Source organism: Joostella sp. CR20, assembly GCF_038433465.1.
Taxonomy (GTDB): Bacteria; Bacteroidota; Bacteroidia; order Flavobacteriales; family Flavobacteriaceae; genus Galbibacter.
In genome coordinates, this window is sequence record NZ_JAESVF010000001.1 from 646,591 (window position 1) to 670,316 (window position 23,726).

17 protein-coding genes and 1 riboswitch are annotated in these 23,726 nt (G+C 35.6%); of the genes, 14 read left to right on the top strand and 3 right to left on the bottom strand.

Features of this window, described 5'->3' with window-relative positions; all coding sequences use genetic code 11:
• Nucleotides 1-4 precede the first annotated feature (4 nt).
• The 13 genes from JMA43_RS02870 (at nucleotide 5) to thiH (ending at nucleotide 18,032) form a co-directional block, all read left to right on the top strand.
• Nucleotides 5-1,636 carry a glycoside hydrolase family 43 protein gene (locus JMA43_RS02870; RefSeq protein WP_342154752.1) on the top strand — a complete coding sequence of 544 codons (1,632 nt, stop codon included), beginning with the start codon at nucleotides 5-7 and terminating at the stop codon, nucleotides 1,634-1,636.
• Nucleotide 1,637: 1 nt separating this feature from the next.
• Complete coding sequence (locus JMA43_RS02875; protein WP_342154754.1) at nucleotides 1,638-4,094, top strand: glycosyl hydrolase family 95 catalytic domain-containing protein; 2,457 nt, start codon at nucleotides 1,638-1,640, stop codon at nucleotides 4,092-4,094.
• A gap of 6 nt (nucleotides 4,095-4,100) precedes the next feature.
• Entirely contained in the window at nucleotides 4,101-5,795 is a 1,695-nt protein-coding gene (locus tag JMA43_RS02880; RefSeq protein WP_342154756.1) for a glycoside hydrolase family 28 protein, read from the top strand.
• 15 nt (nucleotides 5,796-5,810) lie between these two features.
• A complete protein-coding gene (locus JMA43_RS02885) occupies nucleotides 5,811-8,447 on the top strand; it encodes a glycoside hydrolase family 3 C-terminal domain-containing protein (RefSeq protein ID WP_342154758.1) in 2,637 nt (878 codons plus the stop codon).
• 371 nt (nucleotides 8,448-8,818) lie between these two features.
• The gene (locus JMA43_RS02890) at nucleotides 8,819-10,492 is read left to right on the top strand and encodes an alpha/beta hydrolase fold domain-containing protein (protein WP_342154760.1); all 1,674 of its coding nucleotides are present in this window, start codon (nucleotides 8,819-8,821) and stop codon (nucleotides 10,490-10,492) included.
• Nucleotides 10,493-10,598: 106 nt separating this feature from the next.
• Nucleotides 10,599-11,243 carry a 2OG-Fe(II) oxygenase gene (locus JMA43_RS02895; RefSeq protein WP_342154762.1) on the top strand — a complete coding sequence of 215 codons (645 nt, stop codon included), beginning with the start codon at nucleotides 10,599-10,601 and terminating at the stop codon, nucleotides 11,241-11,243.
• A 52-nt stretch (nucleotides 11,244-11,295) separates the two neighbouring features.
• A riboswitch (TPP riboswitch) is annotated at nucleotides 11,296-11,390 on the top strand.
• A 104-nt stretch (nucleotides 11,391-11,494) separates the two neighbouring features.
• Nucleotides 11,495-11,695: a sulfur carrier protein ThiS gene (gene thiS / locus JMA43_RS02900; protein ID WP_342154764.1), complete on the top strand. Its 201-nt coding sequence runs from the start codon at nucleotides 11,495-11,497 to the stop codon at nucleotides 11,693-11,695.
• 122 nt (nucleotides 11,696-11,817) lie between these two features.
• Nucleotides 11,818-13,674, top strand: coding sequence for a phosphomethylpyrimidine synthase ThiC (gene thiC, locus JMA43_RS02905; RefSeq protein ID WP_342154766.1), 1,857 nt, complete (start codon nucleotides 11,818-11,820; stop codon nucleotides 13,672-13,674).
• Between the two features lie 486 nt (nucleotides 13,675-14,160).
• On the top strand, nucleotides 14,161-14,763 hold the full coding sequence (locus tag JMA43_RS02910; RefSeq protein ID WP_342154768.1) for a thiamine phosphate synthase: 603 nt from the start codon (nucleotides 14,161-14,163) through the stop codon (nucleotides 14,761-14,763).
• Nucleotides 14,753-15,511: a hydroxymethylpyrimidine/phosphomethylpyrimidine kinase gene (locus JMA43_RS02915; protein WP_342154770.1), complete on the top strand. Its 759-nt coding sequence runs from the start codon at nucleotides 14,753-14,755 to the stop codon at nucleotides 15,509-15,511. The genes JMA43_RS02910 and JMA43_RS02915 overlap by 11 nt, the downstream gene beginning before the upstream one ends.
• Complete coding sequence (locus JMA43_RS02920; RefSeq protein ID WP_342154772.1) at nucleotides 15,508-16,164, top strand: thiamine phosphate synthase; 657 nt, start codon at nucleotides 15,508-15,510, stop codon at nucleotides 16,162-16,164. Before JMA43_RS02915 ends, JMA43_RS02920 begins: the two co-directional genes overlap by 4 nt.
• Entirely contained in the window at nucleotides 16,148-16,927 is a 780-nt protein-coding gene (locus JMA43_RS02925) for a thiazole synthase (RefSeq protein ID WP_342154774.1), read from the top strand. The genes JMA43_RS02920 and JMA43_RS02925 overlap by 17 nt, the downstream gene beginning before the upstream one ends.
• Nucleotides 16,920-18,032, top strand: coding sequence for a 2-iminoacetate synthase ThiH (gene thiH, locus JMA43_RS02930; protein ID WP_342154776.1), 1,113 nt, complete (start codon nucleotides 16,920-16,922; stop codon nucleotides 18,030-18,032). Before JMA43_RS02925 ends, thiH begins: the two co-directional genes overlap by 8 nt.
• 438 nt (nucleotides 18,033-18,470) lie before the next feature.
• On the opposite strand, the gene JMA43_RS02935 is transcribed toward thiH, so the two are convergent.
• From JMA43_RS02935 to JMA43_RS02945, 3 genes are all read right to left on the bottom strand, one after another.
• Entirely contained in the window at nucleotides 18,471-19,385 is a 915-nt protein-coding gene (locus tag JMA43_RS02935; RefSeq protein ID WP_342154778.1) for a cation diffusion facilitator family transporter, read from the bottom strand.
• An 8-nt stretch (nucleotides 19,386-19,393) separates the two neighbouring features.
• Nucleotides 19,394-19,828, bottom strand: a complete 435-nt coding sequence (gene rpiB / locus JMA43_RS02940; RefSeq protein WP_342154780.1) for a ribose 5-phosphate isomerase B — start codon at nucleotides 19,826-19,828, stop codon at nucleotides 19,394-19,396.
• 722 nt (nucleotides 19,829-20,550) lie between these two features.
• On the bottom strand, nucleotides 20,551-20,793 hold the full coding sequence (locus tag JMA43_RS02945) for a DUF2007 domain-containing protein (RefSeq protein ID WP_342154782.1): 243 nt from the start codon (nucleotides 20,791-20,793) through the stop codon (nucleotides 20,551-20,553).
• A 580-nt stretch (nucleotides 20,794-21,373) separates the two neighbouring features.
• Here JMA43_RS02945 and rnr point away from each other — a divergent pair.
• Nucleotides 21,374-23,557, top strand: a complete 2,184-nt coding sequence (gene rnr, locus JMA43_RS02950; protein WP_342154784.1) for a ribonuclease R — start codon at nucleotides 21,374-21,376, stop codon at nucleotides 23,555-23,557.
• Nucleotides 23,558-23,726 lie beyond the last annotated feature (169 nt).

Consider the following 23,726-nt stretch of genomic DNA (forward strand, 5'->3'; position numbering starts at 1 on the left):
TTAAATGCGCCTTCACCAAACCACAATTTTATTAGCACTTTTTATTGTCAATTTAGCACTAGCCCAAAACCCAGACACCTATGTGTCGAAAGTTTGGGTTGCCGACCAAGGAGACGGAACGTATAAAAATCCGATTATTTATGCCGATTATTCCGATCCAGATGTAGTACGCGTAGGAGACGATTATTACATGACGGCATCGAGTTTTAACACCACTCCAGCATTGCCAATTCTTCATTCTAAAGACATGGTGAATTGGAAGCTTATTAACTACGCGCTTCCAACCTTAGTTCCAAAAGATCATTTTAGTGTTCCACAGCACGGAAATGGAGTTTGGGCGCCAAGTATTCGTTACCACAACAACGAAATATATATTTATTGGGGCGATCCTGACTTCGGAATTTACATGGTAAAAACAAAAAATCCCTACGGAAAATGGGACGAACCAGTTTTGGTAATGGAAGCCAAAGGAGCTATCGATGCTTGTCCGCTTTGGGACGACAACGGCAAGGCGTATTTGGTACATGCTTGGGCAGGAAGTCGTGCAGGTGTAAAAAGCTTATTAACTGTACACGAAATGAATGCTGAAGGCACTAAAGTGCTCGATAAAGGAAAGCATGTTTTTGATGGTCATGAAAATCATCCAACAGTTGAAGGTTCTAAATTTTATAAAAGAAACGGTTACTACTACATTTTTGCTCCAGCAGGTGGTGTTGCTACTGGATGGCAACTTATTTTAAGGTCTAAAGATGTATTTGGACCTTACGAGGAAAAAGTAGTTTTAGAGCAAGGAACAACCAAAATTAATGGTCCGCACCAAGGGGCTTGGGTAGACACGCCAAAAGGAGCTTCTTGGTTTTACCACTTTCAAGATGTAGATGCCTATGGACGCATCGTGCATTTGCAACCAATGAGTTGGAAAAACGATTGGCCAGTAATGGGGAAAGACCTCGACGGAAACGGAATTGGAGAGCCTGTTGCATCGCATAAAAAACCAGATGTAGGAAAATCGTATCCTGTGGTAACTCCTGTCGAAACAGATGAGTTTGATACCGATGTTTTAGGACTTCAATGGCAATGGCAAGCAAACTCAAATGTATTGTGGCATGCGCAATTTAGAAATACCGATTATTTAAGATTGTTTTCAATTAAAGTTCCTGAGGAAAGTACAAATTTATGGATGGTGCCAAATTTGTTATTACAAAAGTTTCCTGCTCCAAATTTTTCAGCAACAACAAAAGTTAAATTGTTTCCTGAAGAAGCCGAGAGCGGTAAAAGTGCAGGACTTATCATCATGGGAATGGATTATGCTACACTTTCAATTTCTTCGGATAAAGAAGGGTATTTTATTACGCAAAATGAAGCTTTGGGAGCTATAAAAGGAAATGCCGAAAAGCAAAATGCTAAAGAGCGAATTAAAAGTAACGAAGTTTATTTTAAAGTAACTGTTTCTGCTCCAGATGCGATGTGCCAATTCAGTTATAGCGAAAACGGAAAAACGTTCAAAAACATAGGAAAGCCTTTTAAAGCACAACCAGGAAAATGGATTGGTGCAAAAGTAGGATTATTTAGTGTGAGCACTCAAGAAGCTAAGCGCGGGGGATATGCAGATTTCGATTGGTTTAGAGTAGAGTAGCATGAACAAGCACATTTATATTTTATTTTTTGTTTTGGCTTTTTCGTTTGTAAAAGCGCAAAACAATAACATTTTGTGGTACAACAAACCTGCAAGCAACTGGAATGAAGCCTTGCCTGTTGGTAATGGCAGAATTGGTGCAATGCTATTTGGTGGTGTTGCTACCGACGAAATTCAATTAAACGAAGAAACTGTTTGGGCAGGAAGTCCTGGTAATAATATTTCGAAAGATTTTTATGAGGAAATACAAGCAATTAGAGCCTTGCTTTTTGAAGGGAAATATGTTGAAGCCCAACAAAAAGCCTTAGAAGTATTCCCGAAAAATACACCCGAAAACACCAATTACGGAATGCCTTATCAAACAGTGGGAAGCGTAAAATTGGCGTTTAAAAATCACGAAAATATAAGTGAATATCGTAGGGAATTAAACATCAACAATGCGGTTTCTAAGCTAAGTTACCTTGCCAACGGAACGAAGTTTGAAAGGTCTTATTTTGTTTCGTATCCAGACCAAGTAATGGTTATTTATTTAAAAGCCAATCAAGCTGGGAAATTAAACTTCGATATAGCTATTGAAAGTGAGCAAACACATCAAAACAGTATTGAAAACGGAGTTTTAAGCCTGTCAGGAACAAGTCAGTCACATGAAAATAAACCTGGTAAAGTTAAGTTTAACACCTTAGTTTTTCCGAAGTTAATAGGCGATGGAAATGTAACAACCAAAAAGGGAAAACTCGTTGTAGAAAATGCGCAAGAAGTTATTTTATTTATCAGCATAGGTACAAACTTTAAAAAGTACAACGATTTAACTAACGATGAAGTTGCCGTTGCTTCAACATATTTAAATGAAGTAAAAAACAAACCGCTACAGCGTATACAAGAAGCGCATACAAACGATTATCAAAAACTATTTAATCGAGTAGAACTTAGCTTAGGAGCAAACAATTTTGAAGAACTTCCAACTGACGAAAGACTAAAATCTTTTTCAAAAAACAACGATTTATCTTTGGTGTCGCTGTATTTTCAGTTTGGTCGGTATTTACTCATTTCGAGTTCCAGAGAAGGAGGACAACCTGCCAATCTTCAAGGTATTTGGAATCATAAATTATCGCCTCCGTGGGATAGCAAATACACCGTCAATATCAATACAGAAATGAATTATTGGCCCGCGGAAGTTACAAACTTATCAGAGCTACACTCTCCTCTATTTTCAATGCTAGAAGATTTAGCTGAAACAGGAAAAGAGTCTGCCGAAAAAATGTACCATGCACGAGGCTGGAATATTCATCATAATACCGATTTATGGCGAATTTCTGGAATTGTAGATGGAGGGTTTTATGGATTTTGGCCAATGGGAGGAGCCTGGCTGAGTCAGCATATTTGGCAACACTTTTTATTTACGGGCGATGTTGATTTTTTAAAAAAGTATTATCCTGTTTTAAAAGGAACTGCGCAATTTTATGTAGATGCGCTACAGCAAGAACCTGCAAATGGTTGGCTCGTGGTGAGTCCGTCTATTTCTCCTGAAAACAAATATGTTGATGGTGTAGGATTGACTTACGGAACTACAATGGACAATCAATTGGTTTTTGATGTTTTTAATAATGTTGAAAAAGCCGCTCAAATTTTAAATATTGATACTGAATTTATTTCAGCAGTAAAAAATAAAAAAGCAAAACTACCTCCTATGCAAATAGGAAAACACTCGCAATTGCAAGAGTGGATTGAAGATTGGGACAACCCAAATAATAAACACCGACACATATCGCATTTGTACGGTTTATACCCATCGGCTCAAATTTCGCCATTTAAAAACCCAAAGTTATTTCAAGCTGCAAAAAACACTTTAAATCAACGCGGAGATAAATCCACAGGTTGGTCTATGGGGTGGAAAGTAAACTTTTGGGCTAGAATGTTGGACGGAAATCGGGCTTACCAATTAATCAAAGAGCAACTTACTATGGTTAATGATGGAACAACTTCTGGCGGAACGTATCCAAATTTATTCGATGCGCATCCACCTTTTCAAATCGATGGAAACTTTGGTTGTACAGCCGGAATTGCCGAAATGTTATTACAATCACACGATGAAGCACTCTTCCTCCTTCCTGCCCTACCAACCGATTGGAGTGAGGGTAAAATTGAAGGTTTGATGGCAAGAGGAGGTTTTGAAGTTGATTTAAATTGGCAACAAAACAAACTTCAAACCGTAAGTGTTGAGTCTAAATTGGGCGGAAATTTAAGAATCCGTTCAAAAGAAATTTTATACGATTCTTCAGGAAATGTGCTTCCAAAAGCAGTGGGAGAAAACAAAAATATTTTTTATCAAAATCCACCAATTAAAGAGGTGCTTGTTTCAGAAAAAGCTCAATTTGAAAACCTAGAAAACGGTAGTTTTTATGTGTATGATATTCAAACTGAAAAAGGAGCAAGCTATGTATTTAAAACCTACAAATAATTTACAATGAAAAACAAGTTTCAAAAATACGTTTATGTCTTGATGTTTTTGAGCTTCTTTACAGGAAGTGCTCAAGAAATAACACCCGTTCCAGCATCTATTTATGAAAATATAGAAATTGAAATGCCAAAGGTTTCTTTGGTTTCGTTTCCATCTTTGGTGGTAAGTATTAAGGATTATGGCGCTGTAGAAGGAGGGTTTGAAAAAAATACCAAAGCTATAGAAAAAGCCATTTACGAAGTCTCAAAAAAAGGTGGTGGAACAGTTAAAATCCCAAGAGGAATTTGGTTAACAGGGCCAATTACATTACGAAGTAATATTAACCTTCATCTCGAAGATGGAGCTTTATTGCTTTTCAGTAAAGATTTTAACGATTATCCGTTGGTCGATACTAGTTTTGAGGGTTTAAATACTACACGTTGCACCTCCCCTATTAATGCGTTAAGTGCCGTAAATATTGCCATTACAGGAAAAGGAGTGATCGACGGAAACGGAGATGCATGGCGCCCTGTAAAGAAAGGAAAAATGACTGCCAGCCAATGGAGTAAATTGGTAGCTTCTGGTGGGGTGCTTTCAGAAGATGGAAAGATTTGGTTTCCTTCGGAAAGCTCAAAAAAAGGTTTCGAAAGTCGAGACTATTTTAACGTGCCAAATATTTCATCTAAAAAAGGTTTGGAGGCGGTTAAAGATTTTCTTCGTCCGGTAATGGTGAGTTTGGTTAAATGTGACAAAGTTTTACTCGACGGACCTACTTTTCAAAATTCTCCAGCCTGGAATATTCATCCATTAATGAGCAGTAATATCATCATAAGAAACCTCAACATTAGAAACCCTTGGTACAGTCAAAATGGCGACGGACTCGACTTAGAGTCTTGCCATAATGTGCTCATTTATAATAATACGTTTGATGTTGGAGACGATGCAATTTGCTTCAAATCTGGAAAAGATAAAGATGGTCGCAATAGAGGTATTTCCACAGAAAATGTAATCGTTAAAAACAACACTGTTTACCATGCACACGGAGGTTTTGTTATAGGAAGTGAAATGTCGGGAGGAGTGAAAAATGTTCATGTTTCTAACTGTAATTTTATAGGAACCGATGTTGGACTTCGGTTTAAAAGTACCCGCGGAAGAGGTGGCGTTGTGGAAAATATTTACATCTCGAATATTAACATGATAAATATCCCTACTGATGCCATCCGTTTTAATATGTTTTACAGCGGAAACTCGCCAATTTTAGAAGAAAACCAAAGTGCAGAAGACGAAGCAAGAGACGAAAATAAAGTTGCAGTAACCGAAGAAACTCCTGCTTTTAGAAATATTTACATGAAAAATATTATCGCTACCAATTCTGGGAAAGCAGCATTTTTTATGGGACTTCCAGAAAAAAGTTTAGAAAATGTAAGTCTTGAAAATGCAATTTTAGAAGCCGAAGAAGGAATAACAGTTATCGATACCCGTGGACTTAAACTAAAAAATGTAAAAGTAATTAGTAAAAAAACCGAGGCCCTTACAATTTATAATTCTCAAGATATTACTGTTGATGCCTTTACTTTTTCTGAAAATGAAAAGGCGGTTGTTAAGGTCTTAGGAACACAATCTGCAAACATTAATCTTAAGAAATCCGATTTTAAAAATTCAGAAAAACAAGTAGTTATAGCCAAATTGCTGGCAAAAGAAACCGTATCTTTTCAGGAATAAACTAACTAACAAGCCATGAAAAAAATAACTACATACTTAGCATTTTTTATAGGACTTCATTTTTGTTTTTCGCAAGCGGAAATATATCCGTTTCAAAACGCAGCATTACCAGAAGAAGAACGCATAACAGATTTGTTAAATCGCCTTTCTACGGATGAAAAAATAGCACAATTATTATATCGTTCACCAGCAATCGAGCGCTTAGGAATACCCTCGTACAATTGGTGGAACGAGTCGTTACACGGTGTTGCGCGTGCAGGATATGCAACGGTATTTCCGCAGTCGATAACAATTGCTGCATCATGGAACGACGAGTTAGTTGCCTCAGTTGCCAATGTAATTTCAGACGAAGCCAGAGCAAAACATCACGAATACTTACGCCGTGGACAAAGAGATATTTATCAAGGTCTTACTTTTTGGTCGCCCAACATCAATATTTTTAGAGACCCAAGATGGGGACGAGGACACGAAACTTACGGGGAAGACCCCTATTTAACAGGCGTTTTAGGAACTCAATTTGTAAAAGGCTTGCAAGGCAACGATTCTAAATATTTAAAAGTTGTGGCTACCGCCAAACACTTTGCAGTGCATTCAGGGCCAGAACCACTTCGACACGAGTTTGATGTTGCTCCATCGCAACGCGACTTATGGGAAACCTATTTACCGGCATTCCGCACATTGGTTAAAGAAGGCAAAGTGTATTCCGTTATGACGGCCTATAACCGAGTGTATGGAGAAGCTGCCAGCGCTAGCGATTCACTTTATAACATCTTAAGAAAAACTTGGGGGTTTGATGGTTATGTAGTTTCCGATTGTGGTGCTATTGCCGATATGTGGAAAACGCATTACGTAGCAAAAGACGCTGCAGAAGCATCTGCTATGGCGGTAAAAAGTGGTTGTGATTTAAATTGCGGAAGCTCGTATGAAAAGCTTACAAATGCAATGCAACAAGGAATTATTACTGAAGCAGATTTAGATGTAGCCTTACGACGGTTGTTGCGTGCAAGGTTTAAACTCGGTATGTTCGACGCGCCAGAAAATGTACCTTATGCGCAAATTCCATTTTCAGTAAATAACAGTTCTCAAAACAATGCATTGGCACTAAAAGCAGCCCAAGAAAGTATCGTGTTATTGAAAAACGAAAACGCAACTTTACCACTGTCTAAAAAACTTAAAAACATTGCCGTTATTGGTCCGAATGCCGCAAATATACAGTCGCTTTGGGGAAATTATAACGGGATGCCTAAAAATCCGGTTACTGTTTTAGAAGGAATAAAAAATAAAGTAGGCAACACAGCAAACGTTGTTTATGAAGAGGGAGCGCCACTTGCAAATGGAATCCCTACGATGGAAGTAATTCCTGCAAAATATTTTTCTACGGAAGAAGGAGCGCAAGGCCTTACAGCCTCATACTACGCTAGTACCGAATGGAAAGGGACTCCCCTTTACACACAAACCGACAAAGCAGTAGATTTTCAGTGGGATATTGAAACTCCAGACCCTCGCTTGAAAATGGGAAATTACAGTATACGTTGGTCAGGTTACCTCACAGCTCCAGAATCTGGAACTTATTATTTTAGCGATTGGGCAAAACCTTTTATGGAATTTACCATTGCCGAAACGTTAAAAGGCGGACGCGTTCATGAACATCATGCGGTAATCGACCCAAAAGAAATGTATCTTGAAAAAGGGAAAAAGTATAAAATCGAAATAAAATATAACAATTATTACGGCGATGCCACAGCTAAAATGTTGTGGAGTATTCCGAAGGAAAACCAATTGAAAAATGCTGTATTGGCAGCCAAAAATTCGGATGTTGTTGTCTTAGCTTTAGGATTGAATGAACGCTTGGAAGGCGAAGAAATGAAAGTCGAAGTTGAAGGCTTTGCAGATGGCGATAGAACCAAATTAGATTTACCAAAAAGTCAAATTGAATTAATGAAAGCAGTGGTAACTACCGGAAAACCTATTGTGTTGGTTTTACTTAATGGAAGTGCATTGTCGATTAATTGGGCTTCAGAGAATATTCCGGCAATTTTATCGGCAGGATATCCTGGGCAAGAAGGTGGAAATGCGGTTGCAGATGTGTTGTTTGGCGATTACAATCCGGCGGGAAGATTACCTGTAACCTATTATAAATCGGTTAACGATTTGCCTGCTTTTGAAGATTATAATATGGATGGACGTACTTATAAATACTTCAAAAAAGAACCTCTTTATCCTTTTGGTCATGGGTTAAGTTATGCTTCTTTTGAATATTCTCAGCTCGAAATTCCTTCAGCAATAGAAATAAATAAACCAATTACTGTTTCTGTGGAAGTTAAAAATATTGGTGATTTTGATGGTGATGAAGTGGTACAAGTATATCTTACCGACGAGGAGGCTTCAACAACTCGACCTATCAGACAATTGGTTGGGTTTAAAAGAATTCATCTAAAAAAAGGAGAAACTAAAAAAGTAAGTCTAACTATTCAGCCTAGACAATTAGGAATGATTGATAGTAACAACCAATTGGTTATCGAGCCTGGTTGGTTCAACATAAGCGTTGGAGGAAAACAACCCGGGTTTAAAGGACTGCAAGATGCAAAATCGACCACAACACTTTCAAAACGAATTTCAGTAAACGGAAAAACTGTTGCTCTTCCGTATTAAAAAAGTGAATTCGACATAAGAAAGATAGATATAAGATAAAAGGACCTATTAAAAAAGTGTTGAAAATCAAGGAAGCTGTGTGGGCTGATAGATAAAAAGCTGTTTGAGCGTAGCGAGTTCTTTTTATCTGTGGCGGGTGTTTCCGTAGATTTTCTGATGCTTTTTTAATCAGTCTTGACTTTCCTGCATGCCGGCAGGCAGGTTTGTTTCGTTTTTGTGTCAAGACAACTGCGAAGCACATCAACGAACACCAATAAAAAATGTTTTTTTTGTGAGTTAAAAATGAAAGTATAATTAAATAAATATAACACAGATAGTTGAAACTCCTCTCTATTGACATTTATATCGAACTGAGGTTAAAAAATAAAAAAATGACTTTTAAAAACAGAACTTCCTACCTACTAATAACTGCACTTTTAATGCAATTTGCAGTATGTGCGCAAACGGAAACCACTACTACAATTTATTTAATTGGCGATTCTACTATGGCCGATTATACAGGAGATTACGACCCCGATAAGGATTATATGGAAACACGTTATCCTGTGGCTGGTTGGGGACAAGTTTTTCAGCCGTTTTTTGTAAAAGATAGTTTAAAACAAGTTGAAAATATTATTTACGGAACTGATGTAATTGTCGACGATAGAGCGCGTGGCGGACGAAGCACACGAACTTTCTTTCAAGAAGGTCGTTGGAGTTCGGTTTATAAAAATTTAAAGCCACACGATATTGTAATCATGCAATTTGGACATAATGACGCGGCCGAAAATAAACCTGAACGTTATGTTGACATCGAAGGTTACAAAGAGTTTTTGCGCTTGTTTGTTTCCCAATCTAGAGAGAAAGGAGCAATGCCAATTATCCTCACCCCTGTTGCCAGAAATTACCCTTGGGAAGATGGTGTTTTAAATGATGTTCATGGCGATTACGATAAGGCTCCAAAAGAAGTAGCTCAAGAAATGGATGTCCACCTCATAGATTTAAACAAGTTGTCTCGAGAATATTTTACAACTAAAGGAAAAGATTTTGTAACGCAAACTTACTTCATGAATTTACCTGCAGGAAAGTACAAAGCATATCCAGAAGGACAAAGCGACAACACTCATTTTCAGCCAGCAGGAGCCCAAGCTGTAGCGCAATTGGTTTATGATGATTTGAAAAGAATTGCTACGGAAACCATCAAACCAAAACCTTATACAATTGAAACTACTTACCAGAAGTTAAAAAAGTACTATCCTGAGGTACAGCCAATTTCTTTAAACAATACTTCGGAAGTGATATGTGTGCAGAATGTTGTGTATAAAACTACCAATTCTCAAGCCCTTAAAGCAGATGTTTTTATTCCGAATAAAAAGAAAAACAACTACCCAACAGTATTGCTAATTCACGGCGGCGGATGGATTTCTGGAAGCAAAGAAAACCAACAAGTAATGGCACAGCAATTGGCAGAAAACGGATTTGTAGCTGTTGCCATAAATTACACTCTAAGTACCGAAGCTCCTTTTCCGCAAGCTGTAATCGACATCAAAGAAGCATTACAGTGGATGCGTACAAACGCAAACAATTTCAAAATAAATCCGCAACAAATAGCAATTCTCGGAACATCTGCAGGAGCACAATTGGCAACATTGGTTGGAGTAACGCCAAACAATACCACTTTTAAAACCGCCAATACGATTACAGACGAAGTACAAGCTATTGTAAATGTAGATGGAATCACTTCGTTTGTGCATCCCGAGGCTGAAGAAAGCGAAATAGCTGGAAAATGGCTCGGAGGCTTAAAAGATGAAAATCCTGCAAACTGGAAAGCCGCATCACCTTTAGAATACGTCGATGCTAACACCCCCCCTACCTTATTTATCAATAGCGACCAACCGAGATTTCACGCTGGACGAGACGATATGATTTCAAAACTAAATAGCCATCATATTTATGCTGAAGTTCATACGTTTCCAAATTCACCACATTCATTTTGGTTGTTGCATCCTTGGTTTCAACCAACGGTAACTTACACAGTAGATTTTTTAAAGAAAACACTAAAATAACGTGAAAATTTGACCTATTTAAAAAGTATTGTATTTCAGAAAAAAAAATAAATCCATCAATTGAATTAAAAACTATATTTGCGCACTTTTTTAAAAATAGTGCGCAATGGAAGAGTTGTTCGACCAATTGGATTTTGTTGAAAATCCGTTATTTGAATCTATAATTGATGATCTTTTAGAACAGCAATACAGTGTAATAGATACTTTTTTTTCTGAAGAAGAAGTAACCATTTTACGCACATCTTTACTCGAAAAATACGAAGAAGATAAATTTAAAAAAGCAGCCATCGGGAACAAATTCGAAGAGCAAATTATCAAATCTATTCGTGGCGATTTTGTGCTTTGGATCGACGAGCAAAAGCAAAATCCTGCCGAAGCTTTGTTCTTTAAAAAGATAAATCAGCTAGTAAACTATCTCAATAAAACCTGCTTTTTAGGAATTTTACACAAAGAGTTTCACTACGCGGTTTATCCCGAAGGAACTTTTTACAAACGCCATTTAGACACTTTCCAAAACGACGACCGCCGTAAACTTTCTTTTGTGTGTTATTTAAACGACCAAGATTGGAAAAACGAAAACGGAGGCGAACTCGTAATTTATAAAGACGAAAACGGAACCGAAACTGCCAAAAGTTTATACCCGCTCCCTGGGCGTGTTGTAATTTTTGAAAGTCAACTTCTCGAACACGAAGTAAAACCCGTACTCGCATCCGAGAGATACAGCATTACAGGTTGGCTGAAAACGAGATAAATTTCTTCAAAATTTTTGTTTGTCTTGTAATTTAATTCCTACCTTTGAAATACGTAAACTTTAGGGGTGCCGTGAAAGCCGGCTGAGATAAAACCCTTAGAACCTGATCGCGTTAGGACGTGCGAAGGGAAAAGTTAGTACACTACATACCGTTTTTTAACGATACATTTACTGCATCCAAACATGTAGTAATTTGGGTAATCTACTTTTTTAGGAGTCCCTCCTAAAGTTTACAGCAAAATATTTAAGATATGATCACTGTAAACGTAAACAACACCGCGCACCAATTTACAACACCCATTTCCACCAAACAATTGTTGGCACACCTCAACATCACCGCCAATGGCATTGCTGTGGCACTTAACAACACCGTGTTACCGCAATCCAAATGGAACGAGCCTCTGGCAAATCAATCCAATATTTTAATTATTAAAGCCACTCAAGGCGGTTAGGGCGTGCCCTCCACTCCGTTTCGGTCAGGCTATTCGCTATATCTTTTTGTGAAAAACAAAAAGGATGTCGCTACTATCCTTCACGCAAAAACAACATCAAAAGCAATAAAATACAAACACTCATGAAAACCCAACAATCAACACCTCAAACACAAATCAGTAGAGAGCCATTTCCAAATTCATCTAAAATATATGTGTACGGAAACATTCATAAAAACATAAAAGTCCCTATGCGACAAATCAACCTTAGCGATACGGTCGATAAGTTTAATGGCACTACCGAAAAAAACGAACCCGTTTTGGTGTACGATACCAGCGGTCCATATACCGATCCAAACATCGAAATAGATGTAAAAAAAGGACTCAATCCCATCCGTGAGCAATGGATAAAAACTCGTGGTGATGTAGAAGAACTCGACGCACTTACTTCCGACTATGGAAACGAACGCTTACAAAATTCAAAACTCGATACCCTCCGTTTTCAGCATTTAAAAAAGCCATTACGTGCCAAAAAAGGACAAAATGTAACGCAAATGCATTATGCCAAAAAAGGGATTATTACACCAGAAATGGAGTTTATTGCCATTCGAGAGAATCAAAAATTACACCAAGCAAAACAAATTGCCGAGCAACATGCAGGCGAAAGTTTTGGTGCTTCCATACCAAAGGAAATTACACCCGAGTTTGTTCGGCAAGAAGTTGCCAGTGGGCGTGCAGTCATTCCGTGTAACATCAACCATCCCGAAAGCGAACCTATGATAATCGGTCGAAATTTCTTAGTAAAAATAAACGCCAATATCGGGAACTCGGCAGTAACTTCATCCATCGAAGAAGAGGTAGAAAAAGCTGTTTGGGCTTGCCGTTGGGGTGCCGATACTATTATGGATTTATCCACCGGAAAAAACATTCATGAAACTCGAGAGTGGATTTTAAGAAATTCGCCAGTACCTATAGGGACAGTTCCTATTTATCAAGCCTTAGAGAAAGTAAATGGAAAAGCCGAAAATCTCACTTGGGAAATTTTTAGAGATACGTTAATCGAACAAGCTGAGCAGGGAGTTGACTATTTTACCATTCATGCAGGAGTGCGTTTACAATACGTTCCGCATACAGCAAAGCGCGTTACAGGAATTGTTTCTAGAGGAGGTTCCATCATGGCGAAATGGTGCTTAGCACACCATAAAGAGAACTTTTTATACACGCATTTTGAGGAAATCTGCGAAATTATGAAAGCCTACGATGTGTCGTTTTCTCTTGGCGACGGACTTCGTCCTGGGAGTATTGCAGATGCCAACGATTACGCACAATTTGCAGAATTGGAAACTCTTGGGGAGCTTACTAAAATAGCTTGGAAACACGACGTGCAAACCATTATCGAAGGTCCAGGGCATATTCCAATGCACATGATAAAAGAAAATATGGACAAACAATTACGAGAATGTGGCGAAGCTCCATTTTATACGTTAGGTCCATTAACTACCGATATTGCTCCTGGTTACGACCATATCACAAGCGGAATTGGCGCAGCCATGATTGGTTGGTACGGTTGTGCGATGTTGTGTTACGTAACGCCAAAAGAACACTTAGGATTGCCAAATAAAGAAGATGTAAAAACAGGAGTTATCACCTATAAAATTGCAGCTCATGCGGCCGATTTGGCAAAGGGACATCCTGGAGCGCAACATCGCGATGATGCCATGAGTAAAGCACGGTTTGAATTCCGTTGGGAAGACCAATTTAATTTGGCGCTCGATCCCGATACGGCAAAAGCTTATCACGATGAAACCCTTCCTTCGGAAAATGCTAAAGTGGCTCATTTTTGTTCAATGTGCGGTCCTAATTTTTGTTCGATGAAAATTACCCAAGATGTACGGAATTACGCCAAAGAAAACGGACTAGAAACCGAAAAAGCAATTGAAGAGGGAATGAAGAAAAAAGCAGCAGAGTTTAAAGACAAAGGAAGCGAAGTTTATTTGTAATTATTGAGTTAATAAGGTAAGAAGTTAATTCCCCTTTGAAAGAGATTAGAGAAATGTAAAAATGATAAGACTGTCATGTCGAGCGGAGTCGAGACATCACATACTGTTTAACTGTTGAATCGGTTAATTGTTGAAATATTTAATTGAGAGTTAATAAGTAAACAAGTTAAAGAGTTAATTCCCCTTTGAAGGAGGATAGAGAAATGTAAAAATGATAAGACTGTCATGTCGAGCGGAGTCGAGACATCACATACTGTTTAACTGTTGAATCGGTTAATTGTTTAATTGAGAGTTAATAAGTAAACAAGTAAAGAGTTAATTCCCCTTTGAAGGAGATTAGAGAGATGTAAAAAATAATAAGACTGTCATGTCGAGCCTGCCTTAGTCGGCAGACAGGCGGAGTCGAGACATCACATACTATTAAACTCTTGAATTAAAAGTTAATTCCCCCTTTCAAGGGGGTTAGGGGGATGTAAAAACCAAACCATGCTAATTGTAATCACCAACGAAGAAAAAATAGCCAATGAAATAGAAACAATAGAAAATCTATTTCAAAACGGACTGCAAACATTGCATGTACGGAAACCTACTTTTTCTAAAGTGGAACTTAAAAATTGGTTGCAATTATTAAACGAAAAATACCATGATAAACTTATGCTACATCAACATCATGAATTGGCAACCGATTTTAACGTAAAAGGGGTTCATTTGACAGAAAAACACAGAAAAAAAGTCGAAAATATCTCAGAATACGTGAAAAATTATCAAAAAATGAAAAAAATTGTTAGTGCAAGTTTTCATTCAGTTTCAGCATTAAAAGCAGAAGCATCAGTTTACGATTATGTTTTTTTAAGTCCTGTTTTTACTTCTGTTTCAAAAGAAAATTATCACGGTAAACAATTTATAGTAACCGACTTAAAAACAAAAACAATTGCTCTTGGCGGAATTACTTCAGCAACAATTTCCGAAGTAAAAAAAATGGGGTATCATGGGGTTGCTATTTTGGGAAGTGTTTGGAAATCAGCAACTCCAATTATATCGTTTATCGAATTACAAACCGAGTATAAAAGTGTGTTTTATGACGAATAAAAATTTCAACAAGCCCATTGTTTTAAGTATCGCTGGTTTTGATCCTACGGCTGGCGCTGGTTTTATTGCCGATATAAAAACCATTGAAAATACTGGATGCTACGCTATGGCAGTTTGTACTGCAAATACCGTGCAAACCGACACAAATTTTTTGGAATGCCATTGGATAGAAATCGAGCTTATGCTGTTGCAATTAAAAACACTATTAGAATCGTATCAAATAGCGGCTGTGAAAATAGGAATTGTTAAAAACAAACACATTTTAAAACAAATTCTACAAGTATTAAAACAGTATAATAACAAGCTACCTATTGTTTTAGATCCTGTTTTAAAAGCATCAAGTGGATTTGATTTTCATGGCGAAACCTCCATTTTTTCAGAAGATATTTTAACTGAAATTTCTGTAATTACACCTAATTATGAAGAAATTAACTCGTTTGCAAACGGAAAATCTATAGCAGAAACAATTACAAGTTTGCAAAAACATACGCATGTATTACTAAAAGGCGGACATCATCCGTCAAAAAAAGGAACAGACATCCTGTTTATGAAAGATACGTCTGTTTGTATTTTTTCTCCTTCTGAAGTAAAAATATATGAAAAACACGGCAGCGGATGCATTTTATCGGCTGCTATTGCAAGTTATTTGGCGCAAGGAAAAACGTTGGAAGAAGCTTGTGAAAATGCAAAAATGTACATTGAAAAAACATTACAATCAAACACCACAAAATTAGCCTATCACTCATGAAAATATCAAGAATACAATATATTTCGCAAGGATTGACTCCTCAGCAACACCTTCAAAACATACAAAAAGTTTGTGAAAATGGAGGACAATGGATTCAGCTTAGAATAAAAAACGAAACATCAGAAGAAATTTTAAAAGCAGCTGTTCAAGCAAAAGAAATCTGTAAGCAATTCAATGCAAAACTCATTATAAACGACCATCCAAAAATTGCTAAAATGGTAAATGCCGATGGCGTTCATTTGGGAAAAGAAGATATGTGTCCTACTGAAGCGCAAAAAATTTTAGGTAATGAAAAAATTATTGGAGGTACAGCCAACACAATTCACGATGTTAAAACTTTAATCGAAAAAGGCGTTGATTATATAGGTTTGGGACCGTTTAGACACACTTCAACCAAAGCAAATTTGAGTCCGATTTTAGGTATTGAAGGCTATAAAACAATCATTTCTCAATTAAATGAACAAGAAAGAAAAACGCCCATTATTGCTATTGGCGGGATTGTTTTAAACGATGTTGAGGCGTTAAATTCAGTAGGAATTTACGGAGTTGCCATGTCCAAGTATTTAACCTCAGAAGATCGAATAAACGAAAAGTTAACAGCTATTTCAACAATTTTTAATCAGAAGAAAAAAAGATATGAACCTACAAGATAAATTACAAATAGCCGACAAAGTATTTAGCTCCCGCTTGTTTGTTGGTACGGGAAAATTCAGCAACACAAAAAGTATGTCAGAAGCAGTTTTGGCAAGCGGAAGCGAGTTAGTAACCGTTGCTTTAAAACGCGTGGATGCAACCAATGAAAATGACGATTTATTAAGCGGATTAAAGCATCCAAACATCAATTTATTGCCAAATACTTCAGGAGTTCGAAATGCGAAAGAAGCCATTTTTGCTGCGGAATTAGCTAGAGAAGCTTTGCAAACAAATTGGATAAAATTAGAGATTCACCCCGATCCAAACTACTTACTCCCCGACCCGATTGAAACACTTTCAGCAGCAGAAACTTTAGTAAAAAAGGGGTTTGTTGTGATGCCATACATCCATGCCGATCCTGTTTTATGCAAACGATTGGAAGATGTTGGGGTGCAATGTGTAATGCCTTTGGGAGCTCCAATTGGCACTAATAAAGGTTTAAAAACACTCGATTTTTTAGAAATTATTATTGAACAAAGTACGGTACCTGTTATTGTAGATGCTGGGATAGGAACACCCTCACACGCTGCGGCAGCTATGGAAATTGGTGCCGATGCCGTTTTGGTAAATACAGCTATTGCGGTTTCCAACAACCCAACAAAAATGGCTGCAGCCTTTAAAAAAAGTGTAGAAGCAGGACGCGAAGCTTATTTGGCATCTTTAGCACCGATAAAGAAAAATGCCGAAGCCAGTAGTCCGTTAACCAGTTTTTTATATGAATAGTTTTAAAGATACTTTTTTGCAATATTCTTGGGATGATGTGCTTTCGAGTATTCATGATAAATCGAAGAATGATGTTATTCGAGCAATTGAAAAACCACATCGCGATTTAGAAGATTTTAAAGCTTTGATATCGCCTGTGGCAAAACCATTTTTAGAGGAAATGGCACAAATGAGTAAACAAATAACGCGTAGGAGGTTTGGAAACACTATGCAAATGTTTGCGCCTATGTATTTAAGTAACGAGTGCCAAAATATCTGTACGTATTGCGGATTTAGTTTTACGAATAAAATTCCCAGAAGAACATTAACCGATAACGAAATTTTAAAAGAAGTTGAATATATAAAAAGTAAAGGCTTTGACCATATTTTGTTGGTAACAGGCGAAGCTAATACAACGGTTGGCGTAGCCTATTTAAAAAATGCAATTCAGTTGATTCGGCAACATTTTTCTAATATTAGTATTGAAGTACAACCTTTAGATGAAGACGAATATGTTTTGCTGAAAGAAAACGGATTGTATGCGGTATTGGTGTATCAAGAAACATATCATCAAGAAGAATATAAAAAACATCACCCAAAAGGAAAAAAATCAAACTTTTTTTACCGACTAGAAACTCCTGACAGACTTGGCCGTGCTGGCGTGCATAAAATAGGGTTAGGAGCACTATTTGGTTTAGAAGTTTGGCGAGTCGATAGTTTTTTTACTGCTTTGCATTTACAATATTTAAAGAAGACCTATTGGCAAACAAAGTTTTCTATTTCTTTTCCTCGTCTTCGTCCTTTTTCTGGAGGTTTAGACCCAAAAGTTGAAATGACCGATACCGATTTGGTACAACTTATTTGTGCTTATAGAATGTTGGAAGAAGATGTAGAGTTGACAATTTCTACGCGCGAACGAGAAGTATTCAGAAACAATATTGTACATCTTGGAATTACTTCTATGAGTGCCGAATCGAAAACCAATCCAGGAGGTTATGTAGTCGATAAACAGTCGTTAGATCAATTTGAAATTTCCGATGAACGTTCTACGGAAAAAATTACAGAAATGCTTAAAAAACAAAACTTAGAAGTTGTTTGGAAAGATTGGGAAAATAATTGGGAATGAAATGTGAGGTGTTTAATTGTTGAAGAAAGTTAATGAGTTAAAAAGAAACAGCTAAGGTTTTAGAAACCTTAGCTGTTTTTATATAGTATTTTCAACATTACCGTCAAGTCACAAATCATCAATCTTAAAATCATTTAATAATTATTTCATTTTTGTCTTGACACAAAAACGAAACAAAAAAGTCAAGACTGATTTAAAAAGCATGAAAAAATCTACGGAAACAACCGCCACAGATAAAAAGAACTCGCTAGGCTCAAACAGCTTTTTATCTTTTACCAATACTGCTTCCTTGATTTTCAATACTTTTTAAATAGGTCAATTTTATCAAATATTCATCATTCATATATTGAGTTTAAGTTACTTAGTAACTTAACCGTCAAACCGAGCGGAGTCGAGGTTTCACATTATTCTAAATAAAATAAGAGTAAAGTAAAAACATCAATCTTGAACAATATAATCTTTTGGATCTTCTTTATTGAATTCTGGTTGGATATTTACATGGTTTATTCCAAATTTTTCATGTAAAACTGCTTCAATTTCAGCTAAAACTTTATTGAATTGTGAGAGTGTAACATCTTCTTTAAAATCTAAATGCGCTTCTAAGTGTAATTCATCATCATTTAAACACCAAACATGTATATGATGTAGTTTATTCACCTTAGAAACTTTATGTACTTCGCGGATAATATCTTTTATATCAATATTTTCTGGAGTAAATAACATCAACATTTTGGTAGATGTTTTTAATAAATCAAAACCTACAAAAACCAAATACACTGCAATGATAAAAGTAAGCACACTGTCTACCCAAAACAGCTGAAAATACTTCATAAGAAGGCCTCCAATAAGCACAGCAACACTTGCTAACATATCTGTTAATAAGTGTAGATAAGCCGATTTCATATTGATGTTTCTACTGGCGTCTTTTTTAAGTAGAAGTACACTTATACCGTTGGCTACAATTCCTAAAAGTGAAAGCCAAATAACTAAATCTGATTCGATTGTTTGCGGATTTAAAAAACGCTTTACAGCTTCTATTATTAACAAAATTGCAATAATAATAAGCGTAGATGCATTTACAAAAGCGGCAATTATTTCGGCTCTTTTATAGCCAAAAGTTTTATTTGTAGAAGCTTTTTTTCCGCTTAATCTATTGGCTATATAACTTATTACCAATGAAATAACATCGGTTAAATTGTGCAAAGCATCCGAAAGTAGTGCTAAACTACCAGAAACCAAACCACCCACAACCTGCGAAGCAGTTATAAGCACATTTAATAAAATGGAAAGTAATAAGTTTTTTCCTTTTAATGGTGTATGCGAGTGCGAATGGTTGTGAGAATGCGTATGCATAAGTTATTTTAACAATGAAGCGTAATTTTATCGATTCGGTTTTGGTGACGGCCACCTTCAAATTCTGTGTTTAAAAAGGTTTCTACCATTTCTAAAACTTGTTGAATAGCTGTAAAACGTGCAGGAATACAAAGTATATTTGCATTATTGTGTGCTCTGGTAAGTGCTACAATTTCTTTGGTCCAACATAAACCAGCACGTACATTTTGGTATTTATTTGCTGTCATTGCAACGCCATTTCCGCTTCCGCAGATAAGAATTCCAAAATCAACTTGTTTTGTATCGACAGCTTTAGCAACGGGATGTACAAAATCTGGATAATCTACACTTGAAGCATCATCGGTTCCAAAATTTTCAACTTCAATATTTTTTTCTTTTAAAAATTCAGCTACTGCAAATTTATAAGCTGTTCCTGCGTGGTCGTTTCCGATGGCTATTTTCATATGCTGTTAATTAAAATACCTTTTTTACACTATTCAATTTATAATTTTACAATTCGAAAAACAGTGTTTAAGATAGTTATTTGGTTTGCTTGAGATTAAGTTAATTTAAAGTGTTTTACGTTGTTTATAACAAAGGTAAGAAATAGTATTTTTTAGGCTTATAAACAGCCGTGTTAATTTAATTTTACAATTTATTAATTATCAGTATTTTACAAAAACACACGAATTGTTGATAATTATTTAGTGAAATCTATTAAATAAATTTGCATTTATAAGTATTGATGTCAATTTGTAAAAATATTTCAATTACACAACTAGAAAGTTTGTTTTTTAATTTACAATTCATCAACCAGTTTTCAGCAGTTATTAACAGCTATCAACAGTATTAATTATTAAAAAAAAGATGTTAGTTTGGTTGTTGACAACTGTGAAGAAAATCTTAAAATTTATTCAATTTCAAGTCTTTATAAAATTATAAGTTGTTAATAGCTTTTTATAAGTCCGTATAACTTTATACAACAAACAAACTTTAAAAAAGTTTTGCCACATATAAACAGACTATAATAACCATCATTTTATTTTAAATTTTAAAAAAGAAAAAAGATATATATGTTTATATAGTTAATAACTTAAAAGTGTTTTGAATTTTTAAAATTTAGTTATTGTCTAGATTTTATTATTTCTAGTCTTTTTTAAAAAAAAATAGTTTGTAGAAGTTAGTGTTAAACTATTTTTAGATGGCTGTCTGGAGCTTCTAAATCTTTTATGAGTTCGCGTACGTAATTTGCGTAATCGCGGTGTACAAAGAGTTTAATTCCGCCGAGTGCGTTGGAATAAAAAGGAGAAATACCTATCATGGTTTCGTTTTCAAAATAAAAAGGTATTTCTTCTTCCGTTAGTAAAAACTTAAGTACCACATATTCATGCGGATAGGTATATGTAGTAATTAAAACGAAGTTTTTCATCTAGAAAAATTAAATCACTAATGCTTTTTTAAAACTTTGTAAAACGAAATTTATTCGCATTCTACATTTTAAAAATTAGTGTAATTGATTAAAAATAAGGAAAATAATATTTAAAAAGAAGTTGATATCTTTATAAAACGTAAGTAGTGGTATTTTTAGACTGAATTTTTTCCGTCTCGGTAAGTTCTTTCTTTTCCAAAGAATAGTTAATATAACTAGCAAAAGATATAATACCTACTATAAATAGGATGACAAAAAAGATAATTATTTTATATAATTTTTTCAATTTTTAAAAAACTAATTCTATGTAATAGACGATTAAAATTGCTAATTGTTACATAGAATTTAACATTTTTTTAAAACTTTTTAGTTTCTCCTATTTACTCATGTATCAAACCAACCTTACCAATATTTAAATAATTGTAATACAAAGTATTAGAAATGAATTATCTTACTAGATGTTAAGTTTATATTACGTAAATACTAAACTACTTTTAGTAATTATTATGTTGAATTAACTTTTAAAGTTTTTTAGCTATCTCGTATAATAATTCGTACATTTCTAAAAGAAATAAAGTTTATGACAAAAAGAAAAAAAAGAGCCCAAAAGCAAAAGAAAAATGAGCTTACAAAAGGCATTTTTACAGTTTTAGAAAGTAATAAAGACCAAAGTTTTAACTACAAACAAATAGCTGCAAAACTTAATCTTACCGATACAAGTAGTCGAAATTTACTGATAAAACGCTTAGGGCAATTAAAAGAAAAAAAACGCATAGAAGAGGTGGAGCGTGGTAAATACAAAGCAATTCCGTCGCAAAATTATTACCAAGGAGTTGTGGATATGACAGGAAGAAATAACGCTTATGTTATTTGTGATGATTTAGACTCTGATGTGTTTGTGCCTTTTAATTTACTCAACAAAGCTTTGCATGGTGATGTGGTGGAAGTGTATGTTTTTCCTAGAAGAAGAAAAGGGAAAAAGATGGAAGGCGAAATCACAAAAATTATAGAACGTAAAAAAACAACATTTGTAGGAATCGTTCAGTTACAAAAGAATTTTGCCTTTGTAAATCCGACCGATTTTAAAATGTATAGCGATATTTTTGTTGCTAAAAATAAAGTTGGCGATGCCGAAGATGGCGACAAAGTAATTGTTGAAATTATCGATTGGCCAAAAGATGCCGATTCTCCTAACGGAAAAATTATTCAAGTGCTTGGTAAACCAGGCGAACACAATACCGAAATTCATGCAATTTTAGCAGAATATGGATTGCCTTATGAGTTTCCTGCAGAAGTAGAATTTTACGCAAATCAGTTAGATACTTCAATTACCGAAGAAGAAATTTCTAAACGTAGAGATATGCGTTCGGTACCAACTTTTACCATCGACCCGAAAGATGCTAAAGATTTTGACGATGCACTTTCGTTTCAAATTTTAGAAGATGGCAACTATGAAGTTGGTATTCATATTGCCGATGTTTCGCATTATGTTACTCCAAATTCTGTTTTAGAAGAAGAAGCTTACAATCGTGCTACTTCAGTGTATTTGGTAGATAGAGTAGTGCCAATGCTTCCAGAAATTCTTTCAAATGGCGCGTGTTCATTACGTCCAAATGAAGAAAAATATACGTTTTCTGCAGTTTTTAAAATGAATAAAGATGCGCAAGTGTTAGAGCAGTGGTTTGGAAAAACTGTAACCTATTCCGATAGACGTTTTGCTTATGAAGAAGCACAAGCCATGATTGAAAATCAAAACAATATTGTTCCTGCGGATGTTTCTCTAACCGGCGAGAGTTATGAAGTTGAACCGCATATTGCAGATGCTATTACTACGCTAGATGGTATGGCTAAGAAAATGCGTAATCGTCGTTTAAATTCAGGAGCTATTTCTTTTGATAAAGTAGAAGTTAAATTTGAATTAAACGATAAAAGCGAACCCGTTGGTGTTTATTTCAAAACCTCTAAAGATGCCAATAAATTAATTGAAGAATTTATGTTGTTGGCAAATAGAAAGGTTGCTGAATATATTGGAAAGCAGAAGAAAACTTTTGTGTATCGTGTTCACGACGAGCCAGACGACGAGAAATTAATGCTGTTACAAGGTGTTATCTCTAAGTTTGGATACAGCATTAATATGAAGAGCAAAAAATCGGTTACAAGCTCTTTAAATGCTTTACTCGAAGAAGTACAAGGTACCAAAGAGCAAAACTTAGTAGATACGCTTACTATCCGTACTATGAGTAAAGCTGTTTATACTACCGATAATATTGGGCATTACGGTTTGGCGTTCGATTATTATTCACATTTTACCTCTCCAATACGTCGTTATCCAGATGTAATGGTGCATCGTTTGTTGCAACATTATCTCGACGGTGGTGCTTCTGCAAATGCAGAGCAGTATGAAGAAAAGTGTAAACACTCTTCACAAATGGAACATTTAGCAACTTCCGCAGAAAGAGATTCTATTAAATACATGCAAATTAAATTCATGGAAGGTCGTTATGACGAAGAATTTTTGGGTGTTATTTCTGGAGTTACCGAATGGGGAATTTATGTTGAAATTATCGATAATAAGTGTGAAGGAATGATTCGTACACGAGATATTAAAGACGATTATTACGTATTTGATGAAAAGCAATACGCCCTTGTTGGAGAATCTACCAAGAATACTTATCAGTTGGGGGATGAAGTTTTTGTAAAACTAAAAAGTACCGATTTGGTAAAACGTCATTTAGATTTTGAATTAACTGGGAAGAAAATTTAGTTTTTAGTATCTGATTTCATTCAGCATAAATTCACTTTAACAAACTTTAATATTTTAAATTTTATTTTCAGTTGTTTTGTTACTTACCTTTAGTAATCTATCTCGGTGCAAGTATTCGAGGTATTTTAAAAGGAACAAATTTTATTTCGAAGGAAGCTTCGGAATATTT

Bases quoted from the DNA above. Each gene is read 5' to 3' on its own strand.
- JMA43_RS02880 (WP_342154756.1), top strand. From the start codon at position 4,101: ATGAAAAACAAGTTTCAAAAATACGTTTATGTCTTGATGTTTTTGAGC.
- JMA43_RS02920 (WP_342154772.1), top strand. From the start codon at position 15,508: ATGAAAATATCAAGAATACAATATATTTCGCAAGGATTGACTCCTCAG.
- JMA43_RS02910 (WP_342154768.1), top strand. From the start codon at position 14,161: ATGCTAATTGTAATCACCAACGAAGAAAAAATAGCCAATGAAATAGAA.
- JMA43_RS02935 (WP_342154778.1), bottom strand. From the start codon at position 19,385: ATGCATACGCATTCTCACAACCATTCGCACTCGCATACACCATTAAAA.
- thiC (WP_342154766.1), top strand. From the start codon at position 11,818: ATGAAAACCCAACAATCAACACCTCAAACACAAATCAGTAGAGAGCCA.
- rnr (WP_342154784.1), top strand. From the start codon at position 21,374: ATGACAAAAAGAAAAAAAAGAGCCCAAAAGCAAAAGAAAAATGAGCTT.
- rpiB (WP_342154780.1), bottom strand. From the start codon at position 19,828: ATGAAAATAGCCATCGGAAACGACCACGCAGGAACAGCTTATAAATTT.
- JMA43_RS02945 (WP_342154782.1), bottom strand. From the start codon at position 20,793: ATGAAAAACTTCGTTTTAATTACTACATATACCTATCCGCATGAATAT.
- thiS (WP_342154764.1), top strand. From the start codon at position 11,495: ATGATCACTGTAAACGTAAACAACACCGCGCACCAATTTACAACACCC.
- JMA43_RS02890 (WP_342154760.1), top strand. From the start codon at position 8,819: ATGACTTTTAAAAACAGAACTTCCTACCTACTAATAACTGCACTTTTA.
- JMA43_RS02875 (WP_342154754.1), top strand. From the start codon at position 1,638: ATGAACAAGCACATTTATATTTTATTTTTTGTTTTGGCTTTTTCGTTT.
- thiH (WP_342154776.1), top strand. From the start codon at position 16,920: ATGAATAGTTTTAAAGATACTTTTTTGCAATATTCTTGGGATGATGTG.
- JMA43_RS02895 (WP_342154762.1), top strand. From the start codon at position 10,599: ATGGAAGAGTTGTTCGACCAATTGGATTTTGTTGAAAATCCGTTATTT.
- JMA43_RS02925 (WP_342154774.1), top strand. From the start codon at position 16,148: ATGAACCTACAAGATAAATTACAAATAGCCGACAAAGTATTTAGCTCC.
- JMA43_RS02885 (WP_342154758.1), top strand. From the start codon at position 5,811: ATGAAAAAAATAACTACATACTTAGCATTTTTTATAGGACTTCATTTT.
- JMA43_RS02915 (WP_342154770.1), top strand. From the start codon at position 14,753: ATGACGAATAAAAATTTCAACAAGCCCATTGTTTTAAGTATCGCTGGT.
- JMA43_RS02870 (WP_342154752.1), top strand. From the start codon at position 5: ATGCGCCTTCACCAAACCACAATTTTATTAGCACTTTTTATTGTCAAT.